The organism is Pseudomonas sp. PIC25 (assembly GCF_002286785.1).
Classification (GTDB): Bacteria; Pseudomonadota; Gammaproteobacteria; order Pseudomonadales; family Pseudomonadaceae; genus Pseudomonas_M.
Window position 1 is genome coordinate 49477 of record NZ_MUJY01000187.1, and the last position, 15812, is coordinate 65288.

Below are 15812 nucleotides of genomic sequence, written 5' to 3' on the forward strand. Positions count from 1 at the left end.
CCCTTACAGGACGCCGGTGGCGGTGGTGAGCAGCCAGATGCCGATCACCAGCAGCATCGCGCCGACCGCCACGGTCAGGCCGAACTGGCCCCAGGTCGCGCGTCCGGTGTGAATCTCCGAGTAGCGCGTGTAGGCGTGGTAGCACACGCCGACGAACATCGAGGCCACGACGATCAGGGCAATCAGTAGCACGATGTCGTAGCCGTAGTTCTGCAGGGTTTGAAGGATGCCGTTGCCTGCGCCGCGCGAGGGGTCTTCCATGGTCGGCAGGCCTTGCGCCCAGGTGGATAACGGCAGGCCCGCAACGAACAACGACAGCATTGCGGTGAAGGGGCGGCGGATGAAGCGTGGGGAGGGGGAGATATTCATGGCGAAGGTCGTGCGGTCAGGAGAGCAGGAAAAACGCCAGCACCAGGTACATCGCGACAAAGCGCGCCGCGACGGCCAGGAGCTGGCGTTGGTTGATGCGCTGCTCGGCCCAGCCCACGTAGGCGGTGCGTAGCGCCCACACGCCCCACAGCAGCAGGACGGCGAACAGAGCACTGAGCAGGAGGGTCGAGGCGGCGCTTGGCGTGAATCCGCCGTTGGCTTGAAAAGCGGAGGCCTGCGCAGCGGAGAGACTCATGGCGCGTCCTCCGGCTCAGGGCGCTCGGCCACGTAGTTGCCAGCGAGGTCCTCGGGATCGCGCGGCTGAGCCCGCTGGGGCGTCAGGTAGTCGTGGATGCCGGCGCGAACACGTTCGAGGTCTTCACGCAGACGGGCGTAGTCGAAGTGATAGCGGGAGCGGGAATGTTCAGAAGGGCTGGCACTGGCCGCGTGCTCGGCCAGGCGGTCGAGCATATCGAGCTGGCGGACGGCAGCGACCAGGTGCGCACGTTCCAGTGCCGGGTCGCCGGCATGGGCGGGCGACAGTGAGGTCAGCAGCCCGACGGCTACCAGGCTCAGCACAGGAATTGATGGGTAGACAGGTGAGGTCATCACGCCAATCCAGATTCATGTGGACGGCGTCATGCTGCAATGGGATTCCTAGAGATGCCTCAAACAATAGGATTGAGAGACATACCGGTTTTTGGTGTGGCACGGATATGCCAATGGGCGACTATGATCGTCGCCCTTGGCGCTCAATTCGGCGAGGTAGTCACATGGGTAACCGTGGGTTACTCACAAACGACACTGACAGGTACCACGGAATTGATAGCAAAGCCGATCTTCGAGTCATTTCAACTGTTCGACCAATACGAATCGAGAGCAGGAATCTATGTAAGAGAAGCAGCACTGATACTTGATAGGTAATGTCATGATGCGAGTAATTCCTCAGCCGAATGCATGCCAATGCCGGTCAATGATTGGAGGGCGTCGAGAGCGCTGGAGTTGTCGATAAAGTGCAATGTTTTCCAGCCCAGTTCGGCGGCTGAAGTGATGTTCTCGGCAGCATCATCGATCAGAAGACTTTGTTCAGGTTTATAGCCGGAGCGTTCACAGGCAATTTCGAAGAAGCGCCGGTCAGGCTTCCGGCAGCCCTCCTTGGAAGAATCGACTATCAGATCGATTACATGATCGAGGTCAATCAACTTGCGCCAGTAGGGCTCCCACTCGACCACGTTGTTAGTGAGAATGCCTACCTTGTAGCCGGCTGCCTTGAGTGTATGCACCGCAGCAATCATGGCTGAATTGGCCTGCACGTCAGTGAACCACTGCTGGCCGAACCGGCTCAGTTGCGCACGCGATAGATCCACCGTTGGGTCGTTACGCCGTAGAGCCTCGGCCAACCGTCTTCCCCACTCCGCTTCACTGAGCAATGCGTTCTCAATGGGGGCCAGCGCTGGTACACCGAGCTCCGAGGCTACATCGAGAACCGCTCGCTCCAGCGCCGCTCGTGTCAGGCCGGTCTTGCAACGGTATTGCTCGAACAGCTCTGCAATCGGTGGGGACAAAACGCCTCCGAAATCGAACCAAATCATCTTCAATGCTGCTGTCTCGCTTTGCAAGAGGCGGTCCGAGGCCATTGGGGCCAACTCCAGTTCAGCATGGGCGACGCTCGCACCGTCTTGCTCTACCTCTACCTTTATCCCAATAGTCTGACCATCTTCGAGAAAATGTAGCTCTTTCTCTTTCACGTGATAGCGAGTCTCCAGACCGAATTCTGCGAAGCGGGTAAAGGTTACCTTGCACCGTGACAGCAACAGCATATTGGGCTCGGTGGCGTGATAACGCTTGGCGGCGACCAGAGCAACCTGACGAAAACCTTCGAGTAGCAACATGCCAGGGATATGGTCCAGCGGATGATCGAAAATAGCTGGGTTATCTTGGTCGACGATCAGGCTCGCGGAAAAACCGTCGCCTCGATCATTCAGATTGCGTCCCAAGACAACATTGCTCAGCCAATGCCGGCCTACCTGAGTCGGAGCCAGGGGCTCTGGGCGTTGTACCCGTGGATCGGCATCCCTCGGTACGGTCGTCAGACCACGAGCCCTGAGCTTGTTCCATGTAGCACTTGGCATCCATCGGGCACTTGCACCCTCTTGCCGGGCCGCAACCTCTCCGTCGATCAGCAATTGCAGCTCCATCGTCACCCCCGCCAAGACACTACCGCGCCAGTGATGGTCCACGACTCGGATATCGATCCTTGCTGAGGCAGGTCGGTTGCCGACACGCAATAAGCTGCGATTTATCAAGCGGGTTTCGCTGCCGCTGTAAAGAAACTTGTCTTTAGGGTCGACTCCCAGGAACGCATGGGAAACATAGATGAATGCTTGGCGAAGCACCTCCATCAACAGAAGCATGTCGTAGTGCTTTCCACCATGGGCGTGCTCGCTGAAATAACTGTGCGTGCGCGGAAGCTGCGCAGCGCACTGGAAATGATCGTCACCGAGACGATGGGCACCTGTCAGGAACACTTCACTGACAGCGGCGCGATGGACCATGCTACGGGGAACTGTGTTCTCGTAGTGAATGGTGGTGTCGTTTAGAACACGGGACATGTCTGGTTCTCCTTGATAGACAATTGCAGGGGCTTGATTCAAAACGGTTATGGATTGGCGACAACGTGATTTCGTCGGGGTGGAGACGCGATTGACCGCGGGAATTCCTCGATTCACTGTCGTACCGCTCTGGAATCGGATAGATAGGCAGCGCTTTTCCGGCCCGGTGGGCACTGGGAAATCAACGGCTCGTTCGCTAAGGACCGGTCGATCTATCGGCGGCGGTGTTGATACTGCTTGGCAGAGAACTAAGCCTCACGAGGTGATCTTCGGATACCAGTGCACCGCACTATTAGCCGATGACGATGAAGAGGCTTTCGGTTATGTGCCCTTGTTTTCTTGTGAGCCGAGTAGAGTGCTGGTTCACCGGTTTGCGTGGCCTTGTAGAACATGATGACGCTGAAGGAGGAGCCGGCTACCCCGATTGCATTCCTGGTGGCGAAGCCGCTTTCCCTGATGACAAAAGCCATAATCGTCCCTCTAGGCATTTGATGACCAAAGCCTACCAATCCCAGTTCGAGAAGACTCCTGGGTGGTTCACTCCCTAATACTGAAATGGTTGGCATTTGGTTTCTTTTCTAGATTGGGCGTCTCAGAAAATAGTAAGACCAAAGAGCGCGACGGCTTTTCCCCAGGTTGCAATGTAAGGCTGCGATTGAATGCCAGGACGAATACATATTGCACCTAGATATATTTCTTAAAGCTTCCCGCCGCGATATTCACGGCAATGCCCAGCAACACCGCACTGGGCACCAGGATCAGCAACGGACTGACGCTGACCGGCAGTGCCAGATAGATCACCCAAGGCAATACTGCCAGCGGCATCAGCGCGGCCTTGGCGCGGTGATAGACAAATCCTGATTCCCGGCCCGCGCCGAATCGCCGGATATCCCGCCGCACCAGGCCATCGACGAGCCCCACGAATGCCGCCATCACGAACAGGGGCAGCGTCAGGCACAGCACCAATAGCCGCACCAGGAAGACCAGCACCGTATAGGCCGCCGCGATCAAGTAGCCCTCCAGGAAGCTACTCAGTCGGCCGAGGTAGTAGCGGAAGTTCTTCGCCTGGCTGTGGCTGTCGGCACGGGCTTGCGCCGAGGCGTCCTGCATCCATTCCAGTAGTCCACTCTTGACGAATATCCACTCGTAGCCGCCTTCGACCAGGCGGTGGGCCGTGCGCCCTGGCTCCTGCACGACGACGCTGCGGGTGAACTGGCTGGAGAGTTGATTCAACTCGTAGCCCAGCATGCCCTGGGCGTGGCGCCAGCCCTGGTCGGGCCAGAAGGCATGCATGCCGACGCACTCGATCAGAATGCACAGCATCAACGAGCCGCAGAGCACGCCGACGAAGCGAAACGGCAGCGTCACGAGGCTCGCGATGAATCCCTGCTGCCGAACCTGCTGACGTTGTGCGGTAGCAACCGGATCGCTCATGGCCGCTGCTCATCCATGGACTGAGGCTCCAAGCCTTCCAGGAGGTCATCGGGCAGGGCGCTGTCCTGGAGTCCGGCCGGGGATGGGCTATTCCACCAGTCGCCCGCATCGACATAGTGCTGCCGCATGTAGCGGGCCAGCTCCTGCAGGTCATGAGGCATGGCCTCGTCCGGATCGGGTGCCGGCAGAGGCATGCGGATCTTCCACAGGTGGCCACCCTCGATCAGCGCGAAGGCCTGCCCCTTGGGCAACGCCACCACATGCGCCGGCTCGATCAGCGGCACACTGGTAGCGCTGATGCGATCCTGGGTATTGGAGGTGAAGGCCGTATTGCCTTGCGGGTCGGAGCTGTCCGTGGCGCCGCTCACCAGCGAGGTGGCATAGACCTCGACCTTGGGCAACTGGCGCGTCAGCAATTCCGCCGTGGCGGTTTCGCGCACCCGCAGCATGATCAGGTTGTTGAAGTTGCCTACCACCTGGCCGGCCTTGGCGCGGCTGCCGATGCGTGCCTCGATGTCGCTGAGCGTCTGCGTGTAGGCGGTGACCTGGACGCCGGCGCCGCCGCCCTTGTTGACCATGGGAATGAATTCCTCGCCCATGAGTTCGGCGAATTCATCGGCGTGGACATTGATGGGAATCTTGGCGCCGGCGGCCGCACCCGGCAGCCCGTCGTCCACACCGAACTTGTAGATGTGGCCGGCGACCGACACCAGGTCGGCGAACATGGAGTTGCCCACGGCGGCCGCCACCTCGGTGTCCGACAGCGCGTCCAGGCCCACGTAAACGATGGCCCGTTTGCGGATCACCTGCATCCAATCGAAGATCGGTCGCGGGTCGTTCAGATCGGAGTAGCTGGGCGCCAGCAACTGGGCGATCTTGCCGGTAGTGAGCTTCTCCAGCAGCGGCAGGAGGCTGGCAACGATCTTGTCGAAATAGGTGCGGTCGTAGCGCACGGCTGACCGCAAGCCATCCAGTACCGGGTCGTAGACGCGTACCTGGGAGAGGTATTGCTCGATCGCCACCACACGCTTCTCGCGGCCGATCATGTGGCGGGGGATGTTCTTGTCGTTGAGGCGGGCCTCCAACTGGACGATCACGTCCCAGGCCTTGGGCTCGGTCCTGGCGAAAAACTGCGCGGCGTACTCGATGAACAACGCATCGATGTTGATGACGTGGCGTTGGATCAGCAGGTAGTCCGGTCGCTGGCCCAGCTCGACCAGGGCGCGGGCGATGATGTTGACGAAGCGCCAAGCGAATTCGCGGAAGGCCGCCGAATTCCCTTCGCCGGAGAGCTGGCCGGCGATGCGCGTGGCCACTTCGGAGATTCGCCCGAACCGGCCCACGGCGTTGTAACGGGCGGAGATGTCCGGCCAACCCAGATGAAAGACGTAGAACTCGCCCTCGCGGCCGGCGCGCTTGGCCTCCACGTACATGCGCTTGAGCAGGTCCGCATCGCCCTTGGGATCGATGACGATCACCACCTCGTGCTCGCCGTTGACCTGACGGCGGATATCCTGGGTGATGAACAGTTCGGCGAGTCGCGTCTTGCCGACGCGGGTGGTGCCGGTGACCAGCGTATGGCCCACGCGCTCGCTGAGCGGGAGCGTGACGTCGACTTCCTCCGGTTCGATGCCGTGCAGGCGGGGAAGACCGCCCACCGGGGGCAGGGGGCGCACGGGATTGATCGCGCTGTCCCAGGCCGACAGGCGCGCCAGCCTCGACAGGGGAAATGGCGCGAACTCCAGCCGCTCCTCCAGACGGCGGGCGAAGCGGTAAAACGGTGTCGGTTCCACGTAGCGACGGAATTCCGGCCGATAGGTCTGCATCAGTCGGTGGGTGTGGCGCTGATCCCAGCGAAAGCCGCGCCCGAGAAACAAGCGTTGCTGGCTCACCGGTACCTCGCGGCTGGTCATCACATAGCGCGGCAGGCGACGAATGTTGCGGCGGTAGCGCAGGATCACCCGCGCTTCGCGCCAGCGGATGGCGCCGAAGGCGAGAAAGCACAGAGCGCCGCCCCAGCCCAACGAAGGATTCAACGCCAGCGTCCAGGGGGCGGCTACGCAGAGCAGTGCCGCCCCGGCACAGACTGCGACCGTGTACAGCTCCACCGCCGGGCGCAGCAGAACTTCGATGGCATGCGCCTGAGCCATCTCACTGCTCGATGCCGGTAGCGGTAATCAGCACGGGGTAATGCCGAAGGCCCAGCCGCTGAGCCAGATCGTCCCCCGATACCGGCGACAGCATCAGACCCGGTGCCTGGCGGCGGAGCGCTTCGAGGCCGGTTGGAGAGGCCACGTTGACGACCAGACCGACAGCGCCGAGCGCCTGCAAGGCGGCATGGTGTTGTCGAAGCCAGGCATGCGAGCGGTCGTCGTCGCCAACCAGAAACAGCGGAGCGAGCCCCGGCGCCTGAATGACCCGCGATGCCACGTCGCCTGGGGTCAACAGCGCTGAGCGCACGGGCAGCATGTCCGCTTCAGTGAAGCTACGCGCTGGTGGCTGCGGGACCTGAATCGTTGGCGCTGCGGCTGGACCGGACGAAGGCTGCAAGTTCAGGGCGCGGTAGTAGGGCAGGGCCGACGTGGTGCCCCCGCGATCCTCCACGACGATCAGCGGCGGATGGGCCAGAAGCGGTCCCGAAGCACTGAGCGCCAGCACGCAGGTCGCGATCAGGCGCGCGTTCATGGCGACGCCACCCGGGCAGCGGCTGATGACTGCGGACCGGAGACACGTACCAGATGCCGGTGCACGCTGCGCCGGTAACGCGCGGCGGGTTCCCCACCGGCTGGCCGGTGGTAGCGGCCGATGGCGATCAACCAGTCCTCACCGGGCCTGTGCTGCTCACGCAGGATCTCGGCCGCAATGGCGAGATTGCGGTACGGGTCCAGCAGCTCGCAGGGATGCTCGAAACGCTGGGCTTGGTAGCCGAGATTGATCTGGCCGAGCCCCGCATCGATGCGGGTGGGCGGTACCTGTCGAAGGGCGCGCTGCAAGCCGGCGCAGGCTTCGGCCTGGGTGGCGTAGCGCTTGGGTGAGCCGGCGACATTGAGCGACCACGGCCAGGGCACCACGCGGCCGCGTCGGGTCATGCCGCTTTCCTGCAGCGCCACCGCGTAGAGCACGGCGGCGGGCACCTCGGCCTGCCGCGCCGCCAGTTGGTAGGCCGGTGGCGGCACCTCCTGGGCAAGGACGGCGCCGCTCAGGGTGAGCAGCGTAGCCAGCCCCAGGCGAAGCCGCGCTACGGCAGGCGCTGCCATTGGCCGTTGACCTCGCGCACCACGGCCGGCAACTCGCCGGCCAGTCCCAGGGACAGCCAGCGTCCGCCGTCGTGGTTGAGCGTGATGGTGCGCCTTTGCACCTTGCTGGGATCGATGCCGGCCTGGGTCGCCCAGCGCCGAATCCGCGCATCGTCCTGGCGGCTGCCCACCATGTAAAGATCGAACGTGGCGCCAGCCTGCTGCAGGGCCTTCACCCGTTCCGTGCAAGCGGCGCAGTCCTCTTTGACGAAGACGGCCAAACGACCGGAGCCGGTGAGCGCAGGGCTGGAGGCGGCGCTCGCCTCCGGCAAGGTCACGCGCGGCTGGCCGGGGTACAACCGCCGCCAGGCATCGTCATAGGCGCGCTGATAGGCCAGCAACTTCTCGACCCGTCGTGCTTCGATGCGCACCTGCAATTCGGCGTAGTGGCGGCGTTCGTCGTCCGAGCGGGCCTCGATTCCCAGCGCCGTCAGCGGATCGAGATTGGGTGAGTGGACACCCAGCGGCCCCTGCATCAACTGGCGATAGCGGGTCCATTCTTCCGCATCCAGTCCCCAGTTGCGGGCCTTGCCCGTGTCCAGATCGGCCTCGGCCGAGGCGCGCGTCTGGCTGCGGACGAGCTGGGTGTCGGTGCGCGGGTTCTGCGCAACGCTCGCAGAACCGGCGAGGGCAGTGAAGATGGCGGCGAAGGCGACGGCCAACCGGTACATGAGGCCTCCTACGGGACGGTCAGCCGCCGCTCTTCGCCATTAACACGGAACACCGCGGAGCGGTCGTCGAACTCCTGCAAACGCCAGTCGCCGATGACGTCGCCGACCCGCAGCAATCGAACCAACGCCAAGTTGCGCGTACCGGCCGGAGACACGGACAGCAGCCGTTCGCCGCCGCGAAGCTCGATACCAAGGAGGCTGAATGGCGGTGCAACCACGGTGGGTTTGGGCGGGGTGATGGCGCGTGGCCGAGGGGCCGGTGTGGGAGCGGTGCGCGTCTTCTTCAGCGCGCCGGCCAACTGCTCAACCTGCGCGTTCAGCGCCTCAACGTCACTGCGTTCGGCACGGGCGTCCAGGGCTTGCTCAAGTTGAACCAGCCGCCGATCCATGTCCTGGCGAGCGGCGTCGAAGTCGGAGCGGGTGATCGAGGCAGGGCGACTCGTCAGGGCGGCGACTTGCTGTTCCAGCTCGGTAGCGCGCGCAGTGAGGGCCTGGACCTCTTGATCGGTAGCGCTGCCTTGAGCCCGCTCGCTGAGCCGGTGAAGCTCGATACCGAATACGATTGCTGCGCCGGTGATCAGCAGTAGCCAGAGGTAGGCGACGGCCAACCACAGCCCGCTGCGGCGCGACTGGGACATCTCGGCGGCCGGCATCATGGCTGCGCCTCGGCATCGTCGGCGGAACCAGGGGAAACCGGTGGAGGCGCGACCTCGGCGGGGCGCTGGACAAAGCACACGACCCGCCGAACGTCATCGACCTGGAGTTCCCAGGCCGGTCCGGCCAGAGTGAGCAGCGCCTCCCGCAGGATCAGGGGGCCGAGGTGGCGGTGCGCGGCCGGCAGAGGAAGCCGGAACAGCGCCGCCTCCGCGGGGGACGCCTCACAGAGGCGGTACCCGGTATGGCGGAGCACATGCCGGAGGCCTTCGCCGACAGTCACCGCCTCTGCGGAAGAAGGGATCGAAACCTCGACCACTTGTTCGAGGAGGTTGCGCTGTTCCGCGGTCGGCACAAGCTCGACCAAGGTGTAGCGGCCGTAGCGCACCACCCGAATCCAGTCGGCAGGGGCATGCGTCGCAGAGCCTTCGGTGGAGACAACGGGAGCGCCCGGAGGCGGCGGGGAACTGGCGCAACCGCCGACCAAGGCCAGCACCGTGGTCAGATAACCCGCGAGCCCGAACCGTGCGGCGGCGAGAGAACTGGTCGGAGGCATGGGGACGACCCTCAAGAATCTTGAGGGAAGACCGTTACATCGAAGGGGGAGAGGGGCAGCAATCAATAGGACATGGGCTTTCCCCGCATTTGGGACCAACGAAAGGACAAACCTCATGGAGCAACACGACTGGGAAGTTCGCTATCAGGATCGATACTTGCTCACGGACAGCGGAACAGCCCTTGTATGGCCGTTCCTCAACGTGGCCAAGGGCGATGGCCCTTACGAGCTGTTTCTCGACACCAACGCGCTGAGCAAAACCCAATGGGTGGACCAGCTGCCTACCGAAATCCTCCGGCGGGTGGTGGTCAATCCATGGCCAGCACTGATGGAGCAATGGCTATCGAACCCCGAGTTCCGCAATGACTCCACCCAGCGAATCAAGGATATGGTCGCGCCATTGGCGGATCGGGGTGTTCACTTTCGTCCCAGCTACGCCCGCGAGCAGACCACCTTGCTGAGCAAGAACGAAACGCTCTGGCGGTATCAGTGCAGTTTGCTGTTCCCCTACATCGCCATCATGAGATCGCTGATGCGGGAGAAGGTCAGTCCGGAGGAGGCTCTGGCGCGGCTGGATACGTTCGTTCATGCCGATGTGCCGCGATTTGCAGGGAGCGTCATGTTGATGGCGCTGGCTGTTCTCCTCAAGTCAAAGCAATCCATGAAGCTGCCAGGGGCCAGCAAGCCCGCGTATTCGTATCTGGATTCATTCCTCGCTTTTCAACCGGCGAAGAAGGGTGAGAAGGATCACATCAACATTCCGTATCTGCGCAACCGGTCGGGTGATCTCTCGCTCTGGTATGCGGTGCCAACGCTCCGGCAACAGGGTTACGACTTCATTGGCGAGCCCGTGCTCGTCACGGCCGACAACGTCTTGCACCGCGTCATCTTGCGCCTGATTCCGCCCGTTTTGAGTGAGACAGGTATGGCCGGCTTCTATGTTGCGTCCGATGAGTTGCATCGTGAGTTGCAAGCAAGAATCTTGAAGGCTGCACGAGATATTCAGGTGCGGCGGTCTCCTGGTCCGGAGGAGATTGCTCCGCGCCTGGAAACACAATTTCGATTGGCCCAGGAATGGTGCGAGCGCCCAGAGGAGAAGAAAGCGCTGGAAGAGGCATGGCTGGAGTGGTGCAAGCCGGGGATCGGCGTCAAGCCAATATTGGCTTGAAGCCGAAACCTACGTGACAGGCACAAAGGCCGTGACCGACTGAGAAGGTCATTGCCTTTGTGTATTCCGTCCTGAAAGAGGGCTACTGACGTTGCTTCCAAGCGTCATAGTCGCTTTGCATTTCCGCCTTGAGGGTGCGCAACTGTGCCTCATAGTCGAGATCGTCTGGCTGCTCCACGGCCAACTGGCTGGCTTCCTTGACCAACTGCCAGGCTAGGTAGTCGTGGAAGGGATTGAGGCCGATGACGTTGCCTAGCGTGTCATCAGCCGGAGGCGGTGACGCCAGCAATTGGCCGAGCTTGGCGATTGCCACTTGGATATCCCAGGCGGACACATGTAGCAGCAGCGCGCAGAAGGCGAGCAAAACGGTTGATGCACCTTCCCAACGGAACATCATCGCCGCATGCCGGGAGTAGCCCAGCTCAGGCGTATGGGTGGCGAAGAAAGTACACAGGTTCAACGTCTGTTTGTAAAACGGCTCCAATACCGACGTGTCGAACACCTCTTCCCCAAAATGTTTCGCCAGGGCCCGCGCGCGCGTATGTGCGGCAGTCGGTGGCCGCACATAGTTGAACCGATCCAGCACTGGCTTATAGACGCGACTGAACTCGCTGAGAGCGGCTTCATCCCAATCGAAGCCTGGCATGGCGGCATGGCTGGGATGAAACTCGAGCCCGAAATGATGGGTGTGGCAGCGCAGCCGCCAACGATACTCCAGGGCTTGTTCGGTAGCCGCCACCACATAGCGGTTCTGGCTCTTGGTATCGAAGAACCACTGCCGCATCGCACGAATGTCGGCTTGGGAGAACAGTCGGCGTTCGATGGCTTTGCACACGAGCATTCGTACCAGCCGGGTTTCCCTGCTTCGGGCCGAGCCGAAGTTCACCAGGCTATCGCTATGCGGAGCGTGCTCATCCCAGTGATGAAAATCGCAGAAGCGATGATGGGCATCGCCGCCATCCTGAGCAACGAAGCGGAAGTGGGGCTGGCGCATTACAGTGCTGCTGGCCCTGGCCGTTGCGCCGTTGACGATTTGGGCCCCAGGGGCTCCACAGGAAGGGCAGCGGACATCCTGTTTGATCCACTCCCGCCACTGATCGGGCAGTTGTTCCAACGAATACGCCGCGGGCGGTGTGCTCCTGGCGTTCATCAGTGCGAGCAGTTGTTCGGCATCGAGTTCCTTCTCGAAGTGCTGGGAGTAAGCGGTGATCGGCATTGCACGTAGGATTCCAGGATACGGACAGAAGCATACCCATTCTGTCCGCCAACGTCTGTGGAGACCCTCTACTCATAGGTCCCGCAGTCGGTGACCACCGAGCGGGAATAATCCAGTTTCACGTCCAGGGTCGGGTCATCGAACTCGGAGCGGTAGGCTCGATTGAACAGGTCCGCCAGATCCTGGAACGACTTGTTCGTTGTTCCATTGGTGCGGCCGATCCTGTCGAAGATATCCATCATGCTCGCTTTTAGGCATTCGGACTCTGGCTCAACCGACTCACGACAGTGTTGTGTCAGCTCTTGTCGAGCACTGCTGCTGTCGCTGCCGTTGGCCTTCGCCAAAAACCGGAGGATGCTGACGTACCAGGCGATAACGTGGTCTGGATCGTCGAATGTCTCCGTCGAGTCCAATATGGATTTCGCTTCATCGAAATCCTGGACGTTCTGGGTGCTGGCGCCTCGCAGGATCAGGAACCTCGCTACGTTGTTGCCCACAACGTAGTCGCGGTCGTCCCCAAGCTCGCGAATGGTGGCGATCGCCGCGTCCGCTCCCGCGGTGTTGTAGCGGTACTCGGCTCTGCAAAGCTGTTCCGTCACTCGCCGACCATTGTCGCAAGCGGTGAGAGCGGCCAGGAGGGGAAGTAGGGTGAGGGTTTTCCAGTGGCGCATGCGGGAGTCCGTTTCCTGAGTGAACCGCTAGCGCACAGCCGCGCCAGCGTGGTGAGTTGCCGGAGCGGCACGTTACGTGCGGTGCACCGTGCCGTCAATTAAGGCAATCCGAACGGACAACTGCTGGACGAAGAAAGCGGACCATGCCCTATCAGGGGACATGATCCGCTTAAGTGTCATGCTTTCAATCGGCACAGGCCTTCCGCTAGCAACCACAGCGCCCGGTTGAGGCGGACGTTCTGGTCAATGCCCTGAATGGGGCGAGTGCGCTGCGGGCGCCCATTCGTAGTACGGCCGACCAAGCCGCCTTTGACGAGGTTTTCCTGCACTCGGTTGAAGGTTGACCACAGGTCCGACCGATTGTCGTCGAAACGACGGGGGCTCAGAACCTGCTTCTCCGTGATCGGCATGGTTTTGTCTGGATCGTCGTATTTGAGGGCCAAGGCCGATCTGGCGAAGACCTCAGCCTCGCCATCGTCGAGAGTGATGGCGCGCATGGCGTTGCGTGTGTCCTGCACTTGCTCGAAACCACGCAGGACCGTGTAGGCGCCTTCGATTACGTCATCCGTGACATTGCCTTTGTGAGGTACTCGAATATCGGCGAGAGTTTCGCCGCACACCAGGCCGTTCTGGCAGACGAAGCGGAACATGCCTGCCAGCATCTGATAGCTGCTGGTGCCATCGTGCGAGTTGAGCAAGATAATCTCGTTCGTCTCCGCGCCGTTGATCTGGCTCGCGTGCCGAAGACGTAACATGTGCTTGGTGTACTCGCGGCGTTCCTCGTGACGCACGCGTGTCTGGCACACCATGAACGGCTGGAAGCCTTCTCTGCGAAGCTCGGCCAGTACGGCTGCAGTGGGGATGTAACTGTAGCGCTGGGAACGGCTTTCGTGCGGGGTCTCTGCGAAGATGGAGGGGGCGACGGCGCGGATTTGGTCGTCCGATAGCGGATGGTCCGCGCGCAGCATCGGAGAGTGCGAGGCGAAGCGGGATGCGAGTTTCATGACTGTCTCCTTGACAAACGGTGCAATGGGCATCGAGAGGCTGGAAGCCGGATGCGCGCGATTGCATGGGATGAAGAAGAGCCCTGCGGAGCAGGGCAAGAGGAGGGCAGCCCCGGGGAAAAGGGGCCGCAGTCATCGGGCGGACGGCATCAGCGCGCCGATGGCTGTCAGGAAAACAAGGCCCTGATGATCAGGGCCTTGGTGATTACGGACTAGGCCTACGCGAAGGCTTTGGCAGGGGCTTCGACCTCATCGGTAGCCATATCCGTATTGGCGTCGGGGGACGATGTCTCCTGGTCGTTGGACGGCGCAGCGGTCGTGTCCTCGCGAACCGGTGCATCGGTCGCTTTCGGCTCGGCCTTGTAGACGGTCTTGCCATCGATCTTGATCCAGCCCACATACAGCAGACGGGCTTTGAGGCTGACGCCCTGTTCGCCGGCACGCTTCCCCTTGGTGTAGGTGAAGAGGTCGGTCCAGAGGTCGCCCAGACGAAAGCCGATCAGGACCTTCTTCTTGGCGTCGACGGCCTCTGTACAACGGCGGACCAGCTGTTGGGCTTCGGTCCCGGAGACGCGGACATCGAAATAGCGATACTCGGGATCGTCGCTGGGGCCGTTGAGGGCTGCGATATCGCAAGCCAGGAATGGATCACCTTTCCTGGGAGTCACTTCGCGAATGCGATTGAGATAACCCAGGCCGGTGACATGCAGATCGAAAAAGGATTTCTCGGTTGAAGATGTGCTCATTGGTGTTTCTCCAGTCGTAAGGACAAACAGGCGGAGACACACCTCCGGCGGGAGGCATAACCCCGCGCGGGTTGAAGGACCGAAGTCCGGTAACGATGAATCGTGGCATCACCATCAAAACAACGGATGGTCGTTCGCAGCGTGGATGCCGACAGCGAGCGGGACGCGATCAACACGGAGGGCCGTGCCGTAGCCTCGAAGATCAATGGCTACCTGGGCATGTTGCCGACCTCGGTCGGCGGAACATGGCAACAGGGTAGGGTGGTCATAAGGGGGCGGACGAGCATCAATCGGAAATACAGGTGCACCGTATTGACCACCAGAGGCGCCGTGGCAGTGGGGTAGCCGACATAAGAGTTCCTGTATGCGGTCCACTTCGACTGCTTGGTAACTAGGCATGCGACATGCCTCGTCCCAGCGACTGTCGATGATGTTTAGCACCTCACCAGTCGTTCGGTTTTTCTTCAACGGCGCGACGCCAACGTCTGAAGTGTGGAGCGGCCGGCTTATCTGCGTACCGCCACTAAAAGCCTTGCTCATACCCAGGCTTCGATGGCACCGTGCAGGTAGGCTCGGCCGTATAAGGACATCACCATGCAACAGAAGCGCATTGCCCTGCTGATTGACTGCGATAACGTCAGCCACAACGCAGTTGAGGGGGTATTGGAGGAGCTTGCGAAATACGGCATGGTCAATGTCCGCCATGCACACGGGGACTGGAAGAGCGATAGCCTCGGTGGATGGGTTGGGCGTCTCCATCCCTTCGCCATCCGGCCTATGCAGCAGTTCGCATATACCAAGGGGAAGAATGCCACTGACGCGGCGATGATCATTGATGCGATGGATCTGCTTTATAGTAAGAACATTGATGCCTTTGCTCTGATGACCAGCGACAGCGACTTCACTCCCTTGGCCCTACGTCTGCAGGAAAGCGGCTTTCCGGTGTACGGTTTCGGCGAAAAGAAAACACCTTCCGCTTTCGTCCATGCCTGCACTTCGTTCATCTACGTAGAGAACTTAGTGAGCTCTCTTGACGATGACAAAGCGGCCTCCGACGAGCAGCCCAGAAAGAAGACTCGCAACGAACTACGGGGCGACACCTCACTGGTCCGTTTGCTACGCAATGCGGCAGACCAAACTGCCGGGGATGACGGCTGGTCGCTTCTCAGCCGGATCTCCGACTACATTCACAACAACAGCCCGTTCTCGGTCGTGAATTACGGTTTCCAGAAGCTGGGTGACCTCATTCGCACATCCGAGCTGTTCGATATCGAGATGCGTGGCACCGTCATGGTTATTCGCACTATTCGTAAACAGGCGCCACAGCCGTCGCAAGAGACCTCCTTGGCCTCCTCAATCTGATTGCTACAGTGTTCCCCTGTCTGACGGCAGATTAGGTTCTGTACGAAAAGTCG

General features: G+C 61.2%; 17 protein-coding genes. 2 read left to right on the plus strand and 15 right to left on the minus strand.

Annotated features, from left to right (window positions below; translation table 11 throughout):
• Window positions 1–3: 3 nt before the first annotated feature.
• The 11 genes from BZL41_RS26230 to BZL41_RS26280 all read right to left on the minus strand — a co-directional run bounded on the left by BZL41_RS26230 (window position 4) and on the right by BZL41_RS26280 (window position 9592).
• A complete protein-coding gene (locus BZL41_RS26230) occupies window positions 4–321 on the minus strand; it encodes a TIGR03745 family integrating conjugative element membrane protein (protein ID WP_256578251.1) in 318 nt (105 codons plus the stop codon).
• A 64-nt stretch (window positions 322–385) separates the two neighbouring features.
• Window positions 386–625, minus strand: a complete 240-nt coding sequence (locus BZL41_RS26235) for a TIGR03758 family integrating conjugative element protein (RefSeq protein ID WP_095601976.1) — start codon at window positions 623–625, stop codon at window positions 386–388.
• A complete protein-coding gene (locus BZL41_RS26240) occupies window positions 622–978 on the minus strand; it encodes an RAQPRD family integrative conjugative element protein (protein WP_095601977.1) in 357 nt (118 codons plus the stop codon). The genes BZL41_RS26235 and BZL41_RS26240 overlap by 4 nt, the downstream gene beginning before the upstream one ends.
• Before the next feature lie 317 nt (window positions 979–1295).
• Window positions 1296–2981, minus strand: a complete 1686-nt coding sequence (locus tag BZL41_RS26245; protein WP_095601978.1) for a ScbA/BarX family gamma-butyrolactone biosynthesis protein — start codon at window positions 2979–2981, stop codon at window positions 1296–1298.
• Between the two features lie 684 nt (window positions 2982–3665).
• A complete protein-coding gene (locus BZL41_RS26250; protein ID WP_095601979.1) occupies window positions 3666–4415 on the minus strand; it encodes a TIGR03747 family integrating conjugative element membrane protein in 750 nt (249 codons plus the stop codon).
• Complete coding sequence (traD, locus tag BZL41_RS26255; RefSeq protein WP_095601980.1) at window positions 4412–6565, minus strand: type IV conjugative transfer system coupling protein TraD; 2154 nt, start codon at window positions 6563–6565, stop codon at window positions 4412–4414. The genes BZL41_RS26250 and traD overlap by 4 nt, the downstream gene beginning before the upstream one ends.
• 1 nt (window position 6566) lies before the next feature.
• The gene (locus tag BZL41_RS26260) at window positions 6567–7100 is read right to left on the minus strand and encodes an integrating conjugative element protein (RefSeq protein ID WP_095601981.1); all 534 of its coding nucleotides are present in this window, start codon (window positions 7098–7100) and stop codon (window positions 6567–6569) included.
• Window positions 7097–7672, minus strand: a complete 576-nt coding sequence (locus BZL41_RS26265; protein WP_095601982.1) for a transglycosylase SLT domain-containing protein — start codon at window positions 7670–7672, stop codon at window positions 7097–7099. The genes BZL41_RS26260 and BZL41_RS26265 overlap by 4 nt, the downstream gene beginning before the upstream one ends.
• Complete coding sequence (locus tag BZL41_RS26270; RefSeq protein WP_095601983.1) at window positions 7654–8382, minus strand: TIGR03759 family integrating conjugative element protein; 729 nt, start codon at window positions 8380–8382, stop codon at window positions 7654–7656. Before BZL41_RS26270 ends, BZL41_RS26265 begins: the two co-directional genes overlap by 19 nt.
• A gap of 8 nt (window positions 8383–8390) precedes the next feature.
• Window positions 8391–9038 carry a hypothetical protein gene (locus tag BZL41_RS26275; RefSeq protein WP_095601984.1) on the minus strand — a complete coding sequence of 216 codons (648 nt, stop codon included), beginning with the start codon at window positions 9036–9038 and terminating at the stop codon, window positions 8391–8393.
• Complete coding sequence (locus BZL41_RS26280; protein ID WP_095601985.1) at window positions 9035–9592, minus strand: PilL N-terminal domain-containing protein; 558 nt, start codon at window positions 9590–9592, stop codon at window positions 9035–9037. Before BZL41_RS26280 ends, BZL41_RS26275 begins: the two co-directional genes overlap by 4 nt.
• Before the next feature lie 115 nt (window positions 9593–9707).
• Between BZL41_RS26280 and BZL41_RS26285 the strand changes: the two genes are divergently transcribed.
• Window positions 9708–10760 carry a hypothetical protein gene (locus tag BZL41_RS26285; protein ID WP_218224637.1) on the plus strand — a complete coding sequence of 351 codons (1053 nt, stop codon included), beginning with the start codon at window positions 9708–9710 and terminating at the stop codon, window positions 10758–10760.
• An 82-nt stretch (window positions 10761–10842) separates the two neighbouring features.
• On the opposite strand, the gene BZL41_RS26290 is transcribed toward BZL41_RS26285, so the two are convergent.
• The 4 genes from BZL41_RS26290 to BZL41_RS26305 form a co-directional block, all read right to left on the minus strand.
• Entirely contained in the window at window positions 10843–11976 is a 1134-nt protein-coding gene (locus BZL41_RS26290; protein ID WP_095601986.1) for a hypothetical protein, read from the minus strand.
• Window positions 11977–12044: 68 nt separating this feature from the next.
• A complete protein-coding gene (locus BZL41_RS26295; RefSeq protein ID WP_095601987.1) occupies window positions 12045–12647 on the minus strand; it encodes a hypothetical protein in 603 nt (200 codons plus the stop codon).
• Window positions 12648–12823: 176 nt separating this feature from the next.
• Complete coding sequence (locus tag BZL41_RS26300; RefSeq protein ID WP_095601988.1) at window positions 12824–13651, minus strand: DUF932 domain-containing protein; 828 nt, start codon at window positions 13649–13651, stop codon at window positions 12824–12826.
• A gap of 218 nt (window positions 13652–13869) precedes the next feature.
• Window positions 13870–14397 (minus strand): STY4534 family ICE replication protein, encoded by a 528-nt coding sequence (locus tag BZL41_RS26305; protein WP_095601989.1) that lies wholly within the window; start codon window positions 14395–14397, stop codon window positions 13870–13872.
• A 594-nt stretch (window positions 14398–14991) separates the two neighbouring features.
• Here BZL41_RS26305 and BZL41_RS26315 point away from each other — a divergent pair.
• The gene (locus BZL41_RS26315; protein WP_095601991.1) at window positions 14992–15759 is read left to right on the plus strand and encodes an NYN domain-containing protein; all 768 of its coding nucleotides are present in this window, start codon (window positions 14992–14994) and stop codon (window positions 15757–15759) included.
• The last annotated feature ends 53 nt before the right edge of the window (window positions 15760–15812 follow it).